The sequence below is a fragment of the Hydrogenophaga sp. T2 genome, from assembly GCF_049843535.1.
Classification (GTDB): Bacteria; Pseudomonadota; Gammaproteobacteria; order Burkholderiales; family Burkholderiaceae_C; genus Hydrogenophaga; species Hydrogenophaga crocea.
On record NZ_JBBHZJ010000002.1, the window covers coordinates 223,969 to 243,741 of the forward strand.

A 19,773-nucleotide genomic window follows, 5' to 3' on the forward strand; every position below is an offset into this window, starting at 1 on the left:
GTCTCCATCCGGTGAGGACGTGCCAGCGTGCGCGCGCACTGCCCGGCAAGGCGCGCCCAGGGGCACAACGGCGCCGCTGTCCGGGTGGGTGGCACGGTCCTACTGCCTTCGAAGGCCGCCGAGCCGCGGCAACCAGCCGATGGCCTCGGCATTGGAGGGCGAAAAACAGCGCTCCATGGCTTGCTGCCACGGCAGCCAGCACTGATCGCGGTGTTCGCGCGGGCTCAGCCGCACGGGCCGCGGCGCCGGCACGCACAGGCCGAACAGGTGCTCGGTGTTGTGCGTCACGCCCGGTGCATAGCGGTGGCGCCACTGCGGGTAGATCTCGTAGACGTTCTCCAGGCCCCAGTCGCTGAGCACATGGCCGGGTGCGCGCGCGTCGAGCCCGGTCTCCTCGGCCACCTCGCGCACGGCGGTGGCCTCGAAGGCCTCGTCGGGGTGGTCGCGCGAGCCGGTGACCGATTGCCAGAAGCCCGGCGCGTCGGCGCGTTCGATCAGCAGCACCTCGAGCGCCGGCGTGTGGATCACCACCAGCACCGACCAGGGCAGCTTGTGCGCGGGCGCGGGCTCAGGCACGGCGGCCCGCGGTGAGGCGCTGCCACAGGCGCCACACCGAGAGCAGGCGCAGCGGCACCGAGAGGAAGCGGCTGGGTTTGCACGCCATCCACAGGCCCGAGGCCGCCGCCAGCGGCAGCACCACCTCGCGCGGCCAGCCGCGCAGCCACTGCCAGGCGGTCTGCACGCGGTCGGCCCAGGTCAGCACCGGTTCGAGCGAACGCGACTGCAGCGCGGCGCGCGCCCGCAGCGCGCGCGAACGCGCGCGCAGGGCCGTGCGGCGCTGCGCGAGCTGGCGGGCACGCAGGCCGGTCATGCGGGCGCCCCGTTCATGGTTCGAGCGATTCGCGGTCCTGGCGCAGCTCTTCGATGCTGGCCGAGAACAGGCGCGAGCCACGCCGGATGCGCTCGCGCGCCTGCGCCATCGCGATCAGGCCGGCGAGCAGAAACACCGCGGTGAACACCGACAGCGCCAGCAGCCGGTGCTCGTCCCACAGGGCCACGGTGATCAGGATGGCCAGGAAGCCCAGACCCAGCGCCATGCACACCAGCGCGATCGCGCCGTACGCGACCAGGCTGGCCACGCGCAGCACCTCTTCCTGGGCCTCGACGCTGAACAGCTCGAGGCGAACCTGCGCGAGTTCGACCAGGGTGGCGGCCAGGCCGCGCAGCGAGGCCGACAGGCGTTGGGCGGAGGGCTCCATGAACCGGGTCAGCGGCGGCCGATCAGCAGACCGATGAGCAGGCCCACGCCCGCCGCGGTGCCGATGGCCTGCCAGGGGTGGTCGTGCACGTATTCGTCGGTCACGCGCGCGGCCTCCTTGGTCTTGGCGGCGATGGTGTCCTCGATGTCACCGAGCTTGTGCTTGGCGGCCATGAGGTTTTCGCGGATGCGCTCGCGCATTTCGACCACCTTGCCTTCGGTCTCGCTGGCCGTGGCCTGCAACAGCTCTTCGGCGTCGCTGATGACGCGTTGCAGGTCGCGCACGAGCTTCTTCTTGCTGGCGGTGGTATCGGTGAGGGCTTCGGCCATGGCGGACTCCTTTTCCAGTCGGTTGAAAACGTTCGATCACGGGGACCAACGGTGCGACCACACAAGCATACGCAGGTTCCATGCAAAAAGGCGCCCGAAGGCGCCTTTTGCGGCATCGTCCTACAGGGCCCCTCAGGCCGGCTTGACCGCGTCGGGGTTGCGCAGGCGGATGTGCAGCTCGCGCAGCTGCTTCTCGTCGACCGGGCTCGGGGCCTGCGTGAGCAGGCACTGGGCGCGCTGGGTCTTGGGGAAGGCGATCACGTCGCGGATGGACTCGGCACCCGTCATGAGCGTGACGATGCGGTCGAGGCCGAAGGCCAGGCCGCCGTGCGGCGGCGCGCCGTACTGCAGCGCGTCGAGCAGGAAGCCGAACTTCATGCGCTGCTCTTCCGGACCGATCTTGAGCGCGTCGAAGACCTTGGCCTGCACGTCGGCGCGGTGGATGCGCACCGAACCGCCGCCGATCTCCCAGCCGTTGAGCACCATGTCGTAGCCCTTGGCGATGCAGCGGCCCGGGTCGGTGACCATCAGGTCCTCGTGGCCGTCCTTGGGCGCGGTGAAGGGGTGGTGCACCGCGGTCCAGCGGTCGGCCTCGTCGTCGTACTCGAACATCGGGAAGTCGACCACCCACATCGGGGCCCAGCGGTCTTCGAACAGGCCGTTCTTCTTGCCCAGTTCGCTGTGACCGATCTTGATGCGCAGGTTGCCGATGGCGTCGTTGACGACCTTGGCCTTGTCGGCGCCGAAGAACAGGATGTCGCCGTTCTGCGCGCCGCTGCGCTGCAGCACCGCGTCGAGCGCGGCATCGTGCAGGTTCTTCACGATCGGGCTCTGCAGGCCGTCGCGGCCCTTGGTGATGTCGTTGACCTTGATCCAGGCCAGGCCCTTGGCGCCGTAGATCTTGACGAACTCGGTGTAGGCATCGATCTCGCTGCGGCTCATCTCGGCGCCGCCGGGCACGCGCAGCGCCACCACGCGGCCGTTCTTCATCTGCGCGGGCGCGCTGAAGACCTTGAAGTCCACGTCGGCCATGACGTCGGTGAGCTCGGTGAACTCCATCTTCACGCGCAGGTCGGGCTTGTCCGAGCCGTAGCGGTGCATGGCCTCGCTGTAGGCCATGACCGGGAACTCGCCGAGGTCAACGCCCAGCGTGTTCTGGAACACCGTCTTGATCATGCCCTGGAACATGTCGCGGATGTCCTGCTCGGTGAGGAACGAGGTCTCGATATCGATCTGCGTGAACTCGGGCTGGCGGTCGGCGCGCAGGTCTTCGTCGCGGAAGCACTTGGTGATCTGGTAGTAGCGGTCGAAGCCCGCCACCATGAGCAGCTGCTTGAACAGCTGGGGCGACTGCGGCAGCGCGAAGAACATGCCGTCGTGCACGCGGCTGGGCACGAGGTAGTCGCGCGCGCCTTCGGGCGTGCTCTTGGTGAGCATGGGGGTTTCGATGTCGACGAAGCCGTTGGCGTCGAGGAACTTGCGCACCTCCATGGCCACGCGGTAGCGCAGCATGAGGTTGCGCTGCATGTAGGGGCGGCGCAGGTCGAGCACGCGGTGCGTGAGGCGCGTGGTCTCGGAGAGGTTGTCGTCGTCGAGCTGGAACGGCGGCGTGACCGAGGGGTTGAGCACCTTGAGCTCGTGGCACAGCACCTCGACCTTGCCGCTCTTGATGCCGTCGTTGGTCGTGCCCTCGGGGCGCGCGCGCACCACACCCACCACCTGCACGCAGAACTCGTTGCGCACCTCTTCGGCGGTCTTGAACATCTCGGGGCGGTCAGGGTCGCAGACCACCTGCACCGTGCCTTCGCGGTCGCGCAGGTCGATGAAGATCACGCCACCGTGGTCACGGCGGCGGTTCACCCAGCCCGCCAGCGTGACGGTTTGGCCCAGTTGGGCCTCGGTCACCAGACCGCAGTATTGGGAGCGCATGGACATGATGGCTTCTTTCTGTTTTCAGGAGGGGTCCGCGGCAACCACCGCGGGCTTGATCTTCGGGTTCTTGGGCCCACCGGGCACGATCACGCCCATGGACACGATGTAGGTGAGGGCCTCGTCCACGCTCATGGAGAGCTCAACGCAGTCGCGCGCGCGCAGCAGCACGAAGTAGCCGCCGGTGGGGTTGGGCGTGGTGGGCACGTAGACACTGACGAAGTCGTCGGTGAGCGTGTCCTGGCCGGGCTTGGCCTGCAGCGTGTCGAGCACCTCGCCCTGGGGCGCGCCCGTGAGGAAGGCAATGGTCCACATGCCTTCGTGCGGCCACTGCACCAGCACCGCCTTGCGAAAGGCGTTGCCCTTCTCGGAGAACAGCGTGTCGGAGACCTGCTTGACGCCCGAGTAGATGGAACGCACCACCGGAATCCGGTGCAGCAGCGCATGCCACCAGCTGACGATGCGGTTGCCGATGATGTTGGACGCGAGCGCCCCGATGGACAGCAGGATGACCAGCGCGAACACCACGCCCAGGCCAGGGATGTGCACCCCCAGCAGGGCGTCGGGCCGCCAGGCGGGCGGCAGGATGTTGAGCGTCAGGTCGAGCGTGCCGACCACCCAGTCGATCACCCAGAGGGTGACGATGAGTGGCACCAGGACCAGCAGTCCCGAGAAGAGCCACTTGCGCAGGGCGGTCATGCGGGCCGATCAGGTGGTCGAGGAGCCGGAGCCGCCGGCCGGTGCGGCGGCGGGGGCGCTCGCCGGGGCCGGCGCGGCCGCGGGCTTGCTCTCGCCCGACGGGGCGGCCGCAGCGTCGGCGCTCTTGGACTCGCCGGCCGAGCCGGCAGCGCCGCCGCTGGTGTTGCCGCCGCGGAAATCGGTGACGTACCAGCCGGAACCCTTGAGCTGGAAACCCGCGGCCGTGACCTGCTTGCGGAAGGCGTCGGCACCGCAGGCCGGGCACTGGGTGAGGGGGGCGTCGGAGATCTTCTGCAGGACGTCCTTGGCATGGCCGCAGGACCCGCACTTGTAGGCGTAGATGGGCATGGCGTGAACGCAGTGAAAAAGGGGAAGCCGCCCCGGCGCGCAGGCCCGGGCGGACAAAGCCCGCGATTATAAATTCCGGGGGGGTTCCCCTGCCGGGCGCGCGCGGCTCACCCGGGCGGCCTCACCACAGGCGCACGCGCAGCAGCAGCTGCATGGCCAGCAGCCCGAGCAGGAAGCCCACGCCGCCGTAGACGATGGCCTGCAGCAGGCGATTGGTGCGGCGCTGCTCGGCGATCAGGCCGTCGATCTCGCGCCGCAGGTCCTGCGGGCGATCGCGCAGGTAGTCGTGCAGCAGGCGCGGCAGCGCCGGCAGCAGCTTGGCGTACTGGGGCGCTTCGGCCTTGAGCTGGGCCAGCAGCTTCTGCGGCCCCATCTGCTCGAGCATCCAGCGCTCCAGGAAGGGCTTGGCGGTGGACCAGAGGTCGAGGTCGGGGTCGAGTTCGCGGCCCAGGCCCTCGATGTTGAGCAGGGTTTTCTGCAACAGCACGAGCTGGGGCTGGATCTCGACGTGGAAGCGGCGCGAGGTCTGGAACAGGCGCATGAGCACCATGCCCAGCGAGATTTCGCGCAGCGGCCGGTCGAAGTACGGCTCGCACACCGCGCGAATGGCCGACTCGAGCTCGTCGACCCGGGTGTCGGGCGGCACCCAGCCCGACTCGATGTGCAGCTCGGCCACGCGCTTGTAGTCGCGGCGGAAGAACGCCGTGAAGTTCTGCGCCAGGTACTCCTTGTCGAAGGCAGTCAGCGTGCCCACGATGCCGAAGTCGAGGGAGATGTAGCGGCCGAAGGTGGCCGGCTCCAGGCTCACCTGGATGTTTCCCGGGTGCATGTCGGCGTGGAAAAAGCCGTCGCGGAACACCTGGGTGAAGAAGATGGTGACGCCGTCGCGCGCGAGCTTGTGGATGTCCACGCCGCGGCGACGCAGTTCGTCGACGCGGTTGATGGGCACGCCGTTCATGCGCTCCATCACCATCACCTCGGTGCGGCACCAGTCCCAGTGCACCTCGGGGATGATGACCAGGTCGAGCCCGGCCATGTTGCGGCGCAGCTGGGCGGCGTTGGAGGCCTCGCGCAGCAGGTCGAGCTCGTCGTGCAGGTACTTGTCGAACTCGGCCACCACCTCGCGCGGCTTGAGGCGGCGCCCATCGGCCGAGAGCCGCTCGAGCCAGCCGGCCATCATGCGCATGAGCGACAGGTCCTTGTCGATCACGTGCAGCATGTGGGGCCGCAGCACCTTCACCGCGACCTCGCGGCCTGCGCTGCGGCCACTGCGCAAGGTGGCGAAGTGCACCTGGGCGATCGAGGCGCTGGCCACGGGCACGCGCTCGAAATGGCTGAAAACCTCGTCGAGCGGGCGGCCGTAGGCGCGCTCGATGGTGGCGATGGCGACCTCGGCCGGGAACGGTGGCACGCGGTCTTGCAGCAGCGCGAGTTCGTTGGCGATGTCGGGCGGCAGCAGGTCGCGCCGCGTGGACAGCACCTGGCCGAACTTCACGAAGATGGGCCCCAGGCTTTCGAGCGCCAGGCGCAGGCGCACGCCGCGCGGCTGCTCGAGCCGGCGGCCCAGCGTGAGCACGCGCGTGAGCCGGCGCAGCCAGGGGTGGTCGAAGCTCGAGAGCACGAGCTCGTCGAGCCCGTGCCGCAGCACCACCCAGACGATGAAGGCGCCGCGCAGCAGCCGCCTCACCGGTCCACCTTGGCGCTGCGCGCGGGTGGGCGGGGCATGCGCTCGGCAAAGGCCTTGACGGCCTCGGCCGCGCGCCGTGCGAAGCCCACGAGCGCATGGGCCGGGGCGTCGCCGACGATGCGCGAGAGGTCTTCCTCCACGTCCCAGCGCACGTTGTCGACCAGCCAGGCGATCTCGGCGGCCAGTTGCACGTCGCCCTGGATATCGACACCGGGTTTGTCGCCCGCGAGCACGCGCTGCGCGATGTCGATCGGCGAGGTCTGGGTGAGCGTGACCCGGAGTTCGGGCGTGGCCGATGCCGGGTCACAGCGCTCGAGCAGGCCGGCGCGCGTGGGCGCGAGCATGAGGTGGAAGTCGCCCCAGTGCAGCTGGATCGCTTTGCCGGCCTGGCGCTTCAGGCGCTCGGTGGCCGCGGGCTCCTGCTGCAGCACGTGGTTGAGCAACAGCACGAGGCGGTTCTGCAACTCGTCCACGGCCCAGGCGGGCGGGCGCAGCGCGCCCAGCAGGTCCTGCAGCAGGTTCAGGGGCGGCGGCAGGGGGGTGCCGGAAACGGAATCGGGTGGTACATGTGCCATGACCACCCGATTCTGACGGATAAGGCCGGCCCGGCGGCGTGCCCCGGGCCGGGTGCAGGGCTTATTGCAGGGCCTGCACGCCCGCCACCAGCCAGCCGCCCGGACCGGCCTTGGGGCGGGTGATGTTCCAGACCTCGCGGAACGGGTTGGGGCCGGCCGAGGCGTCCTCGCGGATCAGGCCCGAGAACTCGACGCTGGCCATGTAGTCCACGTCGGTCTCTTCGATGCCCAGGAGCTGTGCCTCGAGCATCACCACCTCGGTCTTGTTGGGCGCACCGCGGGCGTCGCGCTCGCGCTCGGCGAGCTGGGCCTGGATCTGCTCGAGCATGTCGTCGGTCATCATGGCGCGCAGGCTGGGGATGTCGGCGCGGTCCCAGGCGTCCTGCAGGTTCACGAAGTTGGTCTTGGAGGCCTTGAGAAAGCCTTCGGTGTCGAAGCCGGCCGGGATGCCCCAGGTCTGGCGGCCCAGCAGGGCCGAGCCGATCATGGAACCGCCGTGGCCGCCCTCGAGACTGGCGGGCGCACTGCGCTCCCAGGGGCGGGCCGAGGCGTCGTTGCCCACGTTCTTGGGGCTGTAGCTGCGCGGCATGGTGGGCTCGAAATCCGCCGGCGCGCGCGGCGCGGCGCCGGCGTTGCCCGCGCCCTGGTAGGCCAGACCGGTGTTCGCGGCGGCCGGCGCCTTGCGGCGCATCACGAAGCCGATCACCGCCATGACCACCACGGCCAGCAGCGCGAACAGCAGGAACTGCGCGAAGGCTTCACCGAAACCGAGCGCGGACGCGAGCCAGGCCAGGCCCAGGCCGGCGGCCAGGCCGCCGAGCATGGCGCCCCAGGGGCGCTTGGGTGCGGCGGCGGCGGGTGCCGTGGCCGGGCGCTGCGCGGCGCCGGCCTGCGGGGCCTGCGCGGGCGCGGCCTGCTGGGCCGGCGGCGTGGTCTGCGTCGGCGCGGTGTTGCGCTGCGTGACGTTGCTCGATTGCTTCCCGATGGACGAGCCCCCGCCCATGCGCTTGGCGAACGTATCGGTCGAGCCGACCGCGAGGGTCAGGGCCAGCAACACGGACCACAGCTTGTTCATCATCCTTGCCTCCTTATCGATATCGAACAATCCACCCAGCGATTCTGGGATCAACACTTGATGCCCACGTGCAAGGCGACCACCCCTCCCGTGAGGTTGTGCACGTCGACGTGGCCGAAGCCGGCCGACTTCATCATCTGCCGCAGGGTTTCCTGGTCCGGGTGCATGCGGATGGATTCCGCGAGATAGCGGTAGCTTTCTTCGTCCTTGGCGACCCACTTGCCCAGTTTCGGCAGCACCTGGAACGAATACCAGTCGTACGCCTTCTCCAGCGGTTTGGCCACCCGGGAAAACTCCAGCACCAGCAATTTGCCGCCCGGCCGCAGCGTGCGATGCATTTCGGCCAGCGCAAGTTCCTTGTGCGTCATGTTGCGCAGGCCGAATGCCACCGACACGCGGTCGAAGCTCTCGTCGGCAAAGGGCAGTTTCTCGGCGTCGCACACCAGGGTGGGCAGCACCACGCCGGCGTCGAGCAGCCGGGTGCGGCCTTCGCGCAGCATGGCCTCGTTGATGTCGGTGTGGAACACGCGGCCCGTGGGGCCGACCTCGCGCGCGAAGGCCAGCGCCAGGTCGCCCGTGCCGCCGGCGATGTCGAGCACGTACTGGCCCGGCTTCGCATCGGCCACGGTGATGGTGTAGCGCTTCCAGAGGCGGTGCAGGCCGGCCGACATCAGGTCGTTCATGACGTCGTAGCGCGAGGCGACCGAGTCGAACACGCCGCGCACGCGGCTGGCCTTCTCGCGCTCGTCGACGTTCTGGAAACCGAAATGGGTCTGGGCCATGGAGGGTCCTCAGTGGTGGTGGCCGCAGCCGGCACCGGCCTTCTCGGGCATGGGGTCGTCGCGGCCCACGCCGGCGGCCTGCAGCCGGGCTTCGTAGTCGGCCCAGAGCTGCTCCTGCTGGTCGCCCAGGAAGTACAGGTAGTCCCAAGAGAAGATGCCCGAGGAATGGCCGTCGTCGAAGGTGGGCTGCACCGCGTAGTTGCCCACGGGCTGCAGCTCGAGCAGGCCCACGTGGCGCTTGCCGGTCTGCAGCACCTCCTGGCCCGGGCCGTGGCCCTGCACCTCGGCCGAGGGCGAGTACACGCGCATGAGCTCGAACGGGATGCGAAAGCGCCTGCCGTCGGAGAAGCTCACCTCGAGCACGCGCGAGGCGCCGTGCACCGTGATGTCCTGGGGGGTGGGGGTGTTGCGGTCGAGGCCGGCCATGATTTGTCTCCTTTGCTTCAGACGAGCACGCGTTCGATGCCGCCCTGGTTGGCGCGTTCCACGTACTCGGGGAGCCAGTTCTCGCCCAGGATGTGGCGCGCCATCTCGACCACGATGTAGTCGGCCTCGAGCAGGCCGTTCTGCATGTCGTCGCGGTAGCGGCTCAGGCCCTGCAGGCAGCTCGGGCAGCTGGTGAGGATCTTGACGTTGGCGTCGGCCGCCACGGCGCCGCCATTGCGCAGCGCGGCCTCGCCCTTGCGCAGCTCTTCTTCCTTGCGGAAGCGCACCTGGGTCGAGATGTCGGGCCGGGTCACGCCCAGCGTGCCCGATTCGCCGCAGCAGCGCTCGCTCTTGAGCACCTGCTCGCCCACCAGCGCCTTCACGGTCTTCATGGGTTCCTGCAGCTTCATGGGGCTGTGGCAGGGGTCGTGGTACAGGTAGGCGCCCTTGCCTTCGAGGCGGATGCCCTTTTCAAGCAGGTACTCGTGGATGTCGACGATGCGGCAGCCCGGGAAGATCTTCTCGAATTCGTAGCCCTGGAGCTGGTCGTAGCAGGTGCCGCAGCTCACCACCACGGTCTTGATGTCGAGGTAGTTGAGCGTGTTGGCCACGCGGTGGAACAGCACCCGGTTGTCGGTGATGATCTTCTCGGCCTTGTCGAACTGGCCCGAGCCGCGCTGGGGGTAGCCGCAGCACAGGTAGCCGGGCGGCAGCACGGTCTGCACGCCGGCATGCCAGAGCATGGCCTGCGTGGCCAGGCCCACCTGCGAGAACAGGCGCTCCGAGCCGCAACCGGGGAAATAGAACACCGCCTCGGTCTCGGCCGTGGTGGCCTGCGGGTTGCGGATGATGGGGACGTAGTCCTTGTCCTCGATGTCGAGCAGCGCGCGCGCGGTCTTCTTGGGCAGGCCACCCGGCATCTTCTTGTTGATGAAGTGGATGACCTGTTCCTTGATGGGCGCGGGGCCCAGCGTGGCCGGCGGCGCGGCGGTCTGCTTGCGCGCCACGCGCTTGAGCAGGTCGTTGGCCAGGCGCTGCGCCTTGAAGCCCACGCCCACCATGGCCGAGCGCATGAGCTTGATGGTCTCGGGCTGGGTGGCGTTGAGAAAGAACATGGCCGCGGCATTGCCCGGGCGGAAGCTCTTCTGGCCCATCTTGCGCAACAGGTTGCGCATGTTCATGGTGACGTCGCCGAAGTCGATCTTCACCGGGCAGGGCGTGAGGCACTTGTGGCAGACCGTGCAGTGGTCGGCCACGTCCTCGAACTCCTGCCAGTGCTGGATGCTCACGCCGCGGCGCGTCTGCTCTTCGTACAGGAAGGCCTCGACCAGCAGCGAGGTGGCCAGGATCTTGTTGCGCGGGCTGTAGAGCAGGTTGGCGCGCGGCACGTGGGTGGCGCACACGGGCTTGCACTTGCCGCAGCGCAGGCAGTCCTTGACCGAATCGGCGATGGCGCCGATGTCGCTCTGCTGCATGATGAGCGATTCGTGCCCCATGAGGCCGAAGCTGGGCGTGTAGGCGTGCGACAGGTCGGCGCTGCGCGCGCCGTCCAGGCGGCCACGCAGCAGCTTGCCCTTGTTGAAGCGGCCCTCGGGGTCGACCTTGGCCTTGTAGGCGGCGAAGGGCGCGAGCTCGTCGTCGCTCAGGTACTGCAGCTTGGTGATGCCGATGCCGTGCTCGCCCGAGATCACGCCATCGAGCCCGCGCGCCAGCACCATGATGCGGTCGACCGCTTCGTGCGCGGTCTGCAGCATCTCATAGTCGTCGCTGTTGACCGGGATGTTGGTGTGCACGTTGCCGTCGCCCGCGTGCATGTGCAGGGCCACCCAGACCCGGCCCTTGAGCACGCGCTGGTGGATGGCGTTGCACTCGGTCAGCAGCGGACCGAAGGCCGCGCCGCTGAAGATCTGCTGCAGCGGGGCGCGGATCTGGGCCTTCCAGCTCGCGCGCAGCCGGTGGTCCTGCAGCTCGGGGAACAGGCGGTCGACGTCGGTGAGCCAGCCCTGCCACTGCGCGCGGACCTCGCGCACCAGCGCCAGGGCCTGCTGCACGCGGTCTTCGAGCAGCTCGGCGGTGGGGATCTCGCTCGCGTCGTCGCCCTTGCCCAGGGGCAGGTTGCCGCGCAGGAAGAAGGCCTCGAGCTCGTTGGCCAGGCGGATCTTGTTGCGCAGCGAGAGCTCGATGTTGATGCGCTCGATGCCCTCGGTGTACTCGCCCATGCGCGGCAGCGGGATCACCACGTCTTCGTTGATCTTGAAGGCGTTGGTGTGCTTGCTGATGGCCGCGGTGCGCTTGCGGTCGAGCCAGAACTTCTTGCGCGCCTCGGGGCTGATGGCGATGAAGCCTTCGCCGCTGCGCGAGTTGGCGATGCGGATCACCTCGCTGGTGGCGCGCGCGACCGCGTCGGGGTCGTCGCCCACGATGTCGCCGATCAGCACCATCTTGGGCAGGCCGCCGTTGCCCTTCTTGCTCTTGGTCGCGTAGCCCACCGCCTTGAGGTAGCGGTCGTCGAGGTGTTCGAGGCCGGCCAGCAGCACGCCCGAGCGCTTCTGCTCGGCGAACATGAAGTCCTTGATCTCGACGATGCTGGGCACCGCGTCTTTCGGGTTGCCGAAGAACTCCAGGCACACGGTGCGGGTGTGCTCGGGCATGCGGTGCACGATCCAGCGCGCGCTGGTGATCAGGCCGTCGCAGCCCTCTTTCTGGATCCCTGGCAGGCCCGAGAGGAACTTGTCGGTGACGTCCTTGCCCAGGCCTTCCTTGCGGAAGGTGCGGCCCGGGATGGCCAGGGTCTCGGTGCGGCGCAGGGTCTTGCCGTCGGGCGCGAAGTACTTAAGCTCGAAGGTCGCAACCTCGGCGTCGTGGATCTTGCCGCGGTTGTGGTCCAGGCGCGTCACCTCGAGCCACTCGGCCTGCGGCGTGACCATGCGCCAGCTCACCAGGTTGTCGAGCGCCGTGCCCCAGAGCACGGCCTTCTTGCCGCCGGCGTTCATGGCGATGTTGCCGCCGATGCACGAGGCCTCGGCGCTGGTGGGATCGACCGCGAACACATGGCCCGCGCGCTCGGCCGCGTCGGCCACGCGCTGGGTGACCACGCCGGCCTCGGTCCAGACCGTGGGCAGGGGCTCGTCGTGGCCGGGCACCTGGACCCACTCCACTTCGGTCATGGCCTCGAGCTTCTCGGTGTTGATCACCGCGCTCTTCCAGGTCAGCGGGATGGCGCCGCCGGTGTAGCCGGTGCCGCCGCCGCGCGGGATGATGGTCAGCCCGAGCTCGACGCAACCCTGCACCAGCCCGGCCATCTCGGCCTCGGTGTCGGGCGTGAGCACCACGAAGGGGTACTCGACGCGCCAGTCGGTGGCGTCGGTGACGTGCGAGACGCGCGACAGGCCGTCGAACTTGATGTTGTCGCGCGCGGTGAGCCGGCCCAGCAGCTTGTTGGCGCGCTGGCGCAGTGCGGCGACTTCGTCGAACTGGCGCGCGAAGGCCTCGACCGCGGCACGCGCCGCGACCAGCAGCTCGCCCACCAGGGCGTCGCGCGAGGGGTCGTCCTGCGGCGTGCGGCGTTTCTGCACCTCGCTCAGGCGGTGGTGGAGCGCGTCCACCAGCTGGCCCCGGCGCTTGCGGCTCGACAGCAGGTCGTCCTGCAGGTAGGGGTTGCGCTGCACCACCCAGATGTCGCCCAGCACTTCGTAGAGCATGCGGGCCGAGCGGCCGGTGCGGCGTTCGCCGCGCAGGCCGTCGAGCAGCGACCAGGCGCGCTCGCCGAGCAGGCGGATCACGATTTCGCGATCCGAGAAGGACGTGTAGTTGTAGGGAATTTCGCGCAGGCGGGGCGCGTCGTCCGTGGCGGTGGCGAGCAGCGGGATCGGAGTCGGAGCGTTCATGGGGCGCTCGGCACCGTCACAGGGCACCGAGGCGGGGATGGTATCGCAGCGCAACATCCCCTTTCCCGTCTGGTGGAAACCCCGGTTGTCACGGCGGGGCAACGCCTGTGCAATCGATCCGTCACAAAAGACCGATAGCCTGCGGCTTCCGCAGCACCCCTACCCGAGGAGCCTCCATGAAAAACCGCTACCTGCCCCTGGCCGGCGCCATCGCACTGGCCGCCGCCTTCACCACCCCCGCCCACGCACAGACCGAAATCCAGTGGTGGCATTCCATGGGCGGCGCGCTGGGCGAATGGGTGAACGACCTGGCCAAGGACTTCAATGCCACCCAGACCCAGTACAAGATCGTGCCGACCTTCAAGGGCAGCTACGACGAGTCCATGACGGCCGCGATCGCCGCCTTCCGCGCCGGCAACGCGCCGCACATCCTGCAGGTGTTCGAGGTGGGCACGGCCACCATGATGGCCAGCCGCCAGGCCATCGTGCCCGTGGGCGAGGTGATGAAAAAGGCCGGCGTGACCTTCGACCCCAACGCCTACGTGCCCGCCGTGGCCGGCTACTACACCGCGCCCAACGGCCAGATGCTGAGCTTCCCCTTCAACAGCTCGACGACCGTCTTCCATTACAACAAGGACGCCTTCAAGGCCGCCGGCCTCGACCCCGAGAAGCCGCCGCGCACCTGGCCCGAAGTCGCCCTGGCCGCGGGCAAGCTCAAGGCCTCGGGTCACAAGTGCCCCTTCACCACCAGCTGGGTGAGCTGGACCCAGCTCGAGAGCTTCTCGGCCTGGCACAACACCGAGTTCGCCACCCTGGGCAACGGCATGCGCGGCCTGAACACGCGGCTGAGCTTCAACAGCCCGCTGCACGTGCGCCACATCGAGAACCTGGCCAACATGGCCAAGACCGGCCTGTTCGTCTACAAGGGCCGCGGCAACGCCGCCGACGCCACCTTCGTCTCGGGTGAGTGCGCCATGATCACCGGCTCGTCGGCGCTGTACGGCAACGTCAAGCGCAACGCCAAGTTCGTGGGCGGCATCGGCACCCTGCCCTACTACCCCGACGTGGCCGGCGCGCCCCAGAACACCGTGATCGGCGGCGCCAGCCTGTGGGTGATGTCGGGCAAGAAGGAGGCCGAGTACAAGGGCGTGGCGATGTTCTTCGCCCACCTCTCCAAGGCCGAGGAAGCGGCCAAGAGCCACCAGCGCACCGGCTACCTGCCCGTGACCAAGGCGGCCTACGAGCTGACCGAAAAGTCGGGCTTCTACAAGCAGAACCCGGGCACCGACGTGTCGGTGGAGCAGATGATCCGCAAGACCACCGACAAGTCGCGCGGCATCCGCCTGGGCAACTTCGTGCAGATCCGCACCATCAACGACGAAGAGCTCGAACAGGTCTGGGCCGGCCGCAAGGCGCCCAAGCAGGCGCTCGACGACGCCGTCAAGCGCGGCAACGAGCTGCTGGCCCGCTTCGAAGCCGCCAACAAGGGCAAGTGATGTCCCCCGGGCACCCCGGGTGCCCAGCCCGCCCCGAACCGGCATGACCCGGTCGGGGCGGTTTTTGTTGTAGGGTCGCGCCCCTCGACGTCCACGAGATTGCCATGGAAAAACGCGTCCGATTCCGATCCGCCTGGCTGCCCTGGCTGCTGGTGGCCCCGCAGATGGCGGTGGTACTGGTGTTCTTCTTCTGGCCTGCCGCGCAGGCGCTCTACCAGAGCGTGCTGCAGCAAGACGCCTTCGGCCTGTCCACCGAGTTCGTGGGCCTGGCCAACTTCGAGCGCCTGTTCGCCGACCCGAGCTACATCGCCTCGTTCAAGGTCACGGCGGTGTTCTCCTTCCTCGTGGCCGCCGTGGGCCTGGTGATCGCGCTGCTGCTGGCCGTGATGGCCAACCGCGTGCTGCGCGGCGCCTCGGTCTACAAGACGCTGCTGATCTGGCCCTACGCCGTGGCCCCCGTGGTGGCGGGCGTGCTGTGGCTGTTCATGTTCGCCTCACCCTACGGCGTGGTGGCCTATGCGCTGCGCTGGATGGGCATGGACTGGAACCACCTGCTCAACCCCGACCATGCGCTCGCGCTGATCGTGATGGCCGCGGTGTGGAAGCAGATCTCGTACAACTTCCTGTTCTTCCTCGCGGGGCTGCAGTCGATCCCGCACTCGCTGATCGAGGCCGCCACCATCGACGGCGCCTCGCCCTGGCGCCGCTTCTGGACCATCGTGTTCCCGCTGCTGTCGCCCACCACCTTCTTCCTGCTGGTGATCAACATCGTCTACGCCTTCTTCGACACCTTCGCCATCGTCGATGCCACCACCCACGGCGGCCCGGGCAAGGAGACCGCGATCCTGGTCTACAAGGTGTACTACGACGGCTTCAAGGCCCTGGACATGGGCGGCTCGGCCGCGCAATCGGTGATCCTCATGGGCATCGTCATCGCGCTCACGGTGCTGCAGTTCCGCTTCGTCGAAAAGAAAGTGCAGTACTGACATGATCGAACGACGCCCCGTCCTCACCTTCTTTTCGCACCTGATCCTGCTGATCGGCGTGCTGGTGGTGGCCTTTCCGGTCTACATCACCTTCGTGGGCTCCACGCAGACGGCCGAGCAGGTGGCCACGAGCAACCCGCTGTCGCTGGTGCCGGGCAGCCATTTCTTCGAGACCTACAAGCTCGCGCTGCTCGGCGGCAAGACCAGCGGCGGCTCCACCATCGCGCCCGTGGCGCCCATGCTCTGGGTGAGCTTCGTGAGCGCCATGGTGATCGCCGTCGGCAAGATCGCGATCTCGCTGCTGTCGGCCTTCGCCATCGTGTACTTCCGCTTCCCGGCGCGCGGCCTGGTGTTCTGGATGATCTTCGTGACCCTGATGCTGCCGGTGGAGGTGCGCATCGGCCCGACCTACGCGGTGGTGTCCGACCTGGGCATGCTCAACAGCTACGCGGGCCTGACCGTGCCGCTGATCGCGTCGGCCACGGCCACCTTCCTGTTCCGCCAGTTCTTCCTCACCGTGCCCGACGAGCTCGTGGAGGCCGCGCGCATGGACGGCGCCGGCCCGATGCGCTTCTTCTGGGACGTGCTGCTGCCGCTGTCGCGCACCAGCATCGCGGCGCTGTTCGTGATCCAGTTCATCTACGGCTGGAACCAGTACCTCTGGCCGCTGCTCGTGACCACCAGCGAGGACATGTACCCGGTGGTGCTGGGCATCAAGCGCGCCATCTTCGGCGAGGTCTACGTGGAATGGAACGTGGTGATGGCCACCGCCATCCTCGCCATGCTGCCGCCGGCCTTCGTGGTCATCCTCATGCAGAAGTGGTTCGTCAAGGGCCTGGTCGATACCGAGAAATAAAGAGAGCCGACATGGCAACGCTGCAATTCAAGAACGTCATCAAGCAGTACCGGCAGGGCAAGCAGTCGCTGCAGGTGATCCACGGCGTGAGCGCCGACATCCACGACGGCGAATTCATCGTGATCGTCGGGCCCTCGGGCTGCGGCAAGAGCACGCTGCTGCGCATGGTCGCGGGCCTCGAAGAGGTCACGGGCGGCGAGATCTGCATCGGCCCGCGCGTGGTGAACCAGCTCGAACCGGCCGAGCGCGACATCGCCATGGTGTTCCAGAACTACGCGCTCTACCCGCACATGAGCGTGTTCGACAACATGGCCTACGGCCTGAAGATCGCCAAGGTACCGCCCGATCAGATCAAGGCGCGCGTGGACAAGGCCGCCAAGATCCTCGAGCTCGGCCACCTGCTCGAGCGCAAGCCGCGCCAGCTCTCGGGCGGCCAGCGCCAGCGCGTGGCCATGGGCCGTGCCATCGTGCGCCAGCCGCAGGTGTTCCTGTTCGACGAGCCGCTGTCCAACCTGGACGCCAAGCTGCGCGCGCAGACGCGCATCGAGATCCAGAAGCTGCACCGCGAACTCGGCATCACCAGCCTGTTCGTCACGCACGACCAGGTCGAGGCCATGACGCTGGCGCAGCGCATGATCGTGATGAACGCGGGGCACATGGAGCAGTTCGGCACGCCCGAAGCCGTCTACAACCGCCCGGCCACGACCTTCGTCGCAAGCTTCATCGGCTCGCCGCCCATGAACCTGCTCAAGCAGGCGCCCGGCGGGCGCGAAGGCCGCATCCTGGGCATCCGGCCCGAGCACCTCGACGTCGGCAGCGAAGGCTGGTCGCTGCAGGTGGAGACCGTGGAACTGCTGGGCGCCGAGCGCCTGGTGCACTGCCGCCTCGGCGACGAGGCCGTGATCATCCGCACCCACGAAGACGAAGGCGCGCCCGCCGTGGGCAGCACCATCCGCGCCAAGCCGCGCGAAGACCGCCTGCACTGGTTCGACGCGGCCACGCAGCGCCGCGTCGAGGCCTGAGGCGCGGACCCGCGCCATGCCCGCTCCCGCCCCCTGGCCCTATCCGCTGTGGATCGCGCACCGCGGCGCGGGCAAGCTCGCGCCCGAGAACACGCTCGCGGCCTTCCGCCTCGGCGCAGCGCACGGCTACCGCATGTACGAATGCGACGCCAAGCTCAGCGCCGACGGCGTGGTGTTCCTGCTGCACGACGCCACGCTCGAGCGCACCACCAATGGCCAGGGCACCGCCGGTGAACGCCCCTGGACCGAGCTGAGCCGGCTCGACGCCGGCGGCTGGCATTCGCGCGCCTACGCGGGCGAGCCGCCGGCCACGCTAGCGTCCATCGCGCGCCACTGCCAGGCGCACCGGCACTGGCTCAACATCGAGATCAAGCCCACGCCGGGTCAGGAACTCGAAACCGGCCGCGTGGTGGCGGCCGAGGCACAGCGCCTGTGGGTGCGCCAGCCCGACCGGCCGCCGCTGCTGACCTCGTTCCGACCCGAGTCGCTGCTGGGCGCGCGCCAGGCCGCGCCCGACCTGCCGCGCGGCCTGCTGCTCGACACGCTGTGGGACGGCTGGCTCGACGTGGCGCGCGAGCTCGGCGTGCGCGCCCTGGTGTGCAACCACGCGCTCTGGGACCGGGCCCTGGTGCGCATCGCGCGCGACGAGGGCTGGCGCATGCTGGCCTACACGGTGAACGACGAGTGGGCGGCCGAGCGCCTGATCGACCTCGGGCTGGACGGCATCATCACCGACCGGGTGGACCTGTTCGCACCGGTGAGCTGAGCCGGCTCAGCGCCCCCGCAACCACCAGGCCAGCGTGCCCTGCACCCCGACCAGCGCGGCGTACACGGCCATGCGGCCGTCGCGGTCGAACAGCACCAGGCCGGCCACCAGCACCAGCACGCCAGCGGCCAGCAGCACCGCGAATTGCGTGGCCGGCCCGAAGCGCTGGGCGCGCCGCACCCGCAGGCCCAGCCACAGCACCAGGGCCAGCCCGAAGGCCGGTGCCACGAAGGCCAGGACGTGCCCCAGCAACAGTCCAAACGTCATGCCGAAGGAAAAGCAGCGTCCATAAGCGCTAAATTTTATAATCCGGTCATGTCTGTCTGGACGCTCGGCATCAACCACCAGACGGCCCCGCTCGATCTGCGGGGCCGTTTCGCGTTCGCGCTCGACCAGATCCAGCCCACGCTGCACCAGTTGCGCAGCCGCCTGCCGCGCCAGCCCGAGGCCACGCTGCTGTCCACCTGCAACCGCACCGAGCTGTACGGGGCGGGTGATCCCACCGCCCTCGACCCCACGCTCGACTGGCTCGCCCAGACCGGCGGCGTGAGCCCGCAGGTGCTGCGCGAGCACGCCTACGTGCTGCGCGACGGGCACGCCGCGCGCCATGCGTTCCGCGTGGCCAGCGGCCTCGACAGCATGGTGCTGGGCGAGGCCCAGATCCTGGGCCAGATGAAAGACGCGGTGCGCGTGGCCGACGAAGCCGGCGCGCTCGGCACCACGCTGCACCAGCTGTTCCAGCGCTCGTTCGCGGTGGCCAAGCAGGTGCGCAGTTCCACCGAGATCGGCGCCCATTCCATCAGCATGACCGCCGCGGCCGTGCGCCTGGCCTCGCAGCTGTTCGAAGACCTGCGCGAGATCCGCGTGCTGTTCGTGGGCGCGGGCGAGATGATCGAGCTCGCGGCCACGCACTTCGCGGCCCGCACGCCCAAGGCCATGGCGATCGCCAACCGCACCATGGAGCGCGGCGAGAAGCTCGCTGGCCGCTTCGGCGCCCAGGTGATGCGCCTGGCCGACGTGCCCGACCGCCTGCACGAATTCGACGCCGTGGTGAGCTGCACCGCGAGCACCCTGCCCATCATCGGCCTGGGTGCCGTGGAGCGCGCGCTCAAGAAGCGCAAGCACCGGCCCATGTTCATGGTCGACCTGGCCGTGCCGCGCGACATCGAGGCCGAGGTCAAGGGCCTGGACGACATCTACCTCTACACCGTCGACGACCTCGCCCACGTGGTGCAGACCGGCAAAGAGCACCGCCAGGCCGCGGTGGCGCAGGCCGAGGCCATCATCGACGCCGGCGTGCTCAGCTTCATGCACTGGATGGAGCGGCGCGACCCCAACAACGGCGTGATCCCGCTGATCCAGCAGATCAACGCCCAGGCCGACGCCTGGCGCGCCCACGAGCTCGCGCGCGCCAAGCGCCTGCTCGCGCGCGGCGAACCCGTGGAGGCCGTGCTCGAGGCCCTGTCCAAGGGCCTCACGCAGAAGATGCTGCACGGCACCCTGGCCGAGTTGCACAGTGGCGACGCGGCCGCACGCGCCGCCACGGCCGAGACCGTCTCGCGCCTGTTCCTGCGCGAAGGCGCGCCCCCGCGCGAGCCGCGCGCCTAGCACCGCCTGCCGGCGGCCGGGCCCTGCGCCCGGCGCTGTGCAT

Annotated in this window: 20 protein-coding genes; 6 read left to right on the forward strand and 14 right to left on the reverse strand. The window is 68.9% G+C overall.

Annotation, left to right across the window (positions count from 1 at the left end):
• Positions 1–99: 99 nt before the first annotated feature.
• The 13 genes from nudB to WDZ95_RS04665 form a co-directional block, all read right to left on the reverse strand.
• Positions 100–576 (reverse strand): dihydroneopterin triphosphate diphosphatase, encoded by a 477-nt coding sequence (nudB, locus tag WDZ95_RS04605; RefSeq protein ID WP_287468005.1) that lies wholly within the window; start codon positions 574–576, stop codon positions 100–102.
• A complete protein-coding gene (locus tag WDZ95_RS04610; protein WP_425776557.1) occupies positions 569–871 on the reverse strand; it encodes a hypothetical protein in 303 nt (100 codons plus the stop codon). The genes nudB and WDZ95_RS04610 overlap by 8 nt, the downstream gene beginning before the upstream one ends.
• Before the next feature lie 13 nt (positions 872–884).
• On the reverse strand, positions 885–1,259 hold the full coding sequence (locus tag WDZ95_RS04615; protein ID WP_425776559.1) for a phage holin family protein: 375 nt from the start codon (positions 1,257–1,259) through the stop codon (positions 885–887).
• Between the two features lie 8 nt (positions 1,260–1,267).
• Positions 1,268–1,588, reverse strand: coding sequence for a DUF883 family protein (locus WDZ95_RS04620; protein ID WP_425776561.1), 321 nt, complete (start codon positions 1,586–1,588; stop codon positions 1,268–1,270).
• Between the two features lie 132 nt (positions 1,589–1,720).
• Positions 1,721–3,523, reverse strand: a complete 1,803-nt coding sequence (gene aspS, locus WDZ95_RS04625) for an aspartate--tRNA ligase (RefSeq protein WP_166230551.1) — start codon at positions 3,521–3,523, stop codon at positions 1,721–1,723.
• 18 nt (positions 3,524–3,541) lie between these two features.
• Positions 3,542–4,216, reverse strand: a complete 675-nt coding sequence (locus tag WDZ95_RS04630; protein ID WP_425776563.1) for a DUF502 domain-containing protein — start codon at positions 4,214–4,216, stop codon at positions 3,542–3,544.
• A 9-nt stretch (positions 4,217–4,225) separates the two neighbouring features.
• A complete protein-coding gene (locus WDZ95_RS04635) occupies positions 4,226–4,564 on the reverse strand; it encodes an FmdB family zinc ribbon protein (protein WP_425776565.1) in 339 nt (112 codons plus the stop codon).
• Positions 4,565–4,685: 121 nt separating this feature from the next.
• Positions 4,686–6,251 carry a ubiquinone biosynthesis regulatory protein kinase UbiB gene (ubiB, locus tag WDZ95_RS04640; protein WP_425776567.1) on the reverse strand — a complete coding sequence of 522 codons (1,566 nt, stop codon included), beginning with the start codon at positions 6,249–6,251 and terminating at the stop codon, positions 4,686–4,688.
• Complete coding sequence (locus tag WDZ95_RS04645; RefSeq protein ID WP_166230543.1) at positions 6,248–6,826, reverse strand: hypothetical protein; 579 nt, start codon at positions 6,824–6,826, stop codon at positions 6,248–6,250. The genes ubiB and WDZ95_RS04645 overlap by 4 nt, the downstream gene beginning before the upstream one ends.
• Before the next feature lie 61 nt (positions 6,827–6,887).
• The gene (locus WDZ95_RS04650) at positions 6,888–7,901 is read right to left on the reverse strand and encodes a Tim44 domain-containing protein (RefSeq protein WP_425777255.1); all 1,014 of its coding nucleotides are present in this window, start codon (positions 7,899–7,901) and stop codon (positions 6,888–6,890) included.
• 50 nt (positions 7,902–7,951) lie between these two features.
• Complete coding sequence (ubiE, locus tag WDZ95_RS04655; protein WP_425776569.1) at positions 7,952–8,683, reverse strand: bifunctional demethylmenaquinone methyltransferase/2-methoxy-6-polyprenyl-1,4-benzoquinol methylase UbiE; 732 nt, start codon at positions 8,681–8,683, stop codon at positions 7,952–7,954.
• A 9-nt stretch (positions 8,684–8,692) separates the two neighbouring features.
• Positions 8,693–9,109 (reverse strand): gamma-butyrobetaine hydroxylase-like domain-containing protein, encoded by a 417-nt coding sequence (locus WDZ95_RS04660; RefSeq protein ID WP_166230539.1) that lies wholly within the window; start codon positions 9,107–9,109, stop codon positions 8,693–8,695.
• Positions 9,110–9,126: 17 nt separating this feature from the next.
• The gene (locus WDZ95_RS04665) at positions 9,127–12,996 is read right to left on the reverse strand and encodes a DUF3683 domain-containing protein (protein ID WP_425776571.1); all 3,870 of its coding nucleotides are present in this window, start codon (positions 12,994–12,996) and stop codon (positions 9,127–9,129) included.
• A 176-nt stretch (positions 12,997–13,172) separates the two neighbouring features.
• On the opposite strand from WDZ95_RS04665, the gene ugpB reads away from it, so the two are divergent.
• The 5 genes from ugpB (at position 13,173) to ugpQ (ending at position 18,122) form a co-directional block, all read left to right on the forward strand.
• The gene (ugpB, locus tag WDZ95_RS04670; protein ID WP_425776573.1) at positions 13,173–14,492 is read left to right on the forward strand and encodes a sn-glycerol-3-phosphate ABC transporter substrate-binding protein UgpB; all 1,320 of its coding nucleotides are present in this window, start codon (positions 13,173–13,175) and stop codon (positions 14,490–14,492) included.
• Between the two features lie 104 nt (positions 14,493–14,596).
• A complete protein-coding gene (gene ugpA, locus WDZ95_RS04675) occupies positions 14,597–15,478 on the forward strand; it encodes a sn-glycerol-3-phosphate ABC transporter permease UgpA (RefSeq protein ID WP_287468011.1) in 882 nt (293 codons plus the stop codon).
• Position 15,479: 1 nt separating this feature from the next.
• Entirely contained in the window at positions 15,480–16,334 is an 855-nt protein-coding gene (gene ugpE, locus WDZ95_RS04680; protein WP_166230531.1) for a sn-glycerol-3-phosphate ABC transporter permease UgpE, read from the forward strand.
• Positions 16,335–16,345: 11 nt separating this feature from the next.
• Positions 16,346–17,356 carry a sn-glycerol-3-phosphate import ATP-binding protein UgpC gene (locus WDZ95_RS04685; RefSeq protein ID WP_425776575.1) on the forward strand — a complete coding sequence of 337 codons (1,011 nt, stop codon included), beginning with the start codon at positions 16,346–16,348 and terminating at the stop codon, positions 17,354–17,356.
• A gap of 16 nt (positions 17,357–17,372) precedes the next feature.
• Positions 17,373–18,122: a glycerophosphodiester phosphodiesterase gene (ugpQ, locus tag WDZ95_RS04690; RefSeq protein ID WP_287468014.1), complete on the forward strand. Its 750-nt coding sequence runs from the start codon at positions 17,373–17,375 to the stop codon at positions 18,120–18,122.
• A 6-nt stretch (positions 18,123–18,128) separates the two neighbouring features.
• Here ugpQ and WDZ95_RS04695 read toward each other — a convergent pair whose 3' ends face one another.
• Positions 18,129–18,389: a hypothetical protein gene (locus WDZ95_RS04695; RefSeq protein WP_166230525.1), complete on the reverse strand. Its 261-nt coding sequence runs from the start codon at positions 18,387–18,389 to the stop codon at positions 18,129–18,131.
• A 48-nt stretch (positions 18,390–18,437) separates the two neighbouring features.
• Between WDZ95_RS04695 and hemA the strand changes: the two genes are divergently transcribed.
• Positions 18,438–19,730 (forward strand): glutamyl-tRNA reductase, encoded by a 1,293-nt coding sequence (gene hemA, locus WDZ95_RS04700; protein ID WP_425776578.1) that lies wholly within the window; start codon positions 18,438–18,440, stop codon positions 19,728–19,730.
• Positions 19,731–19,773 lie beyond the last annotated feature (43 nt).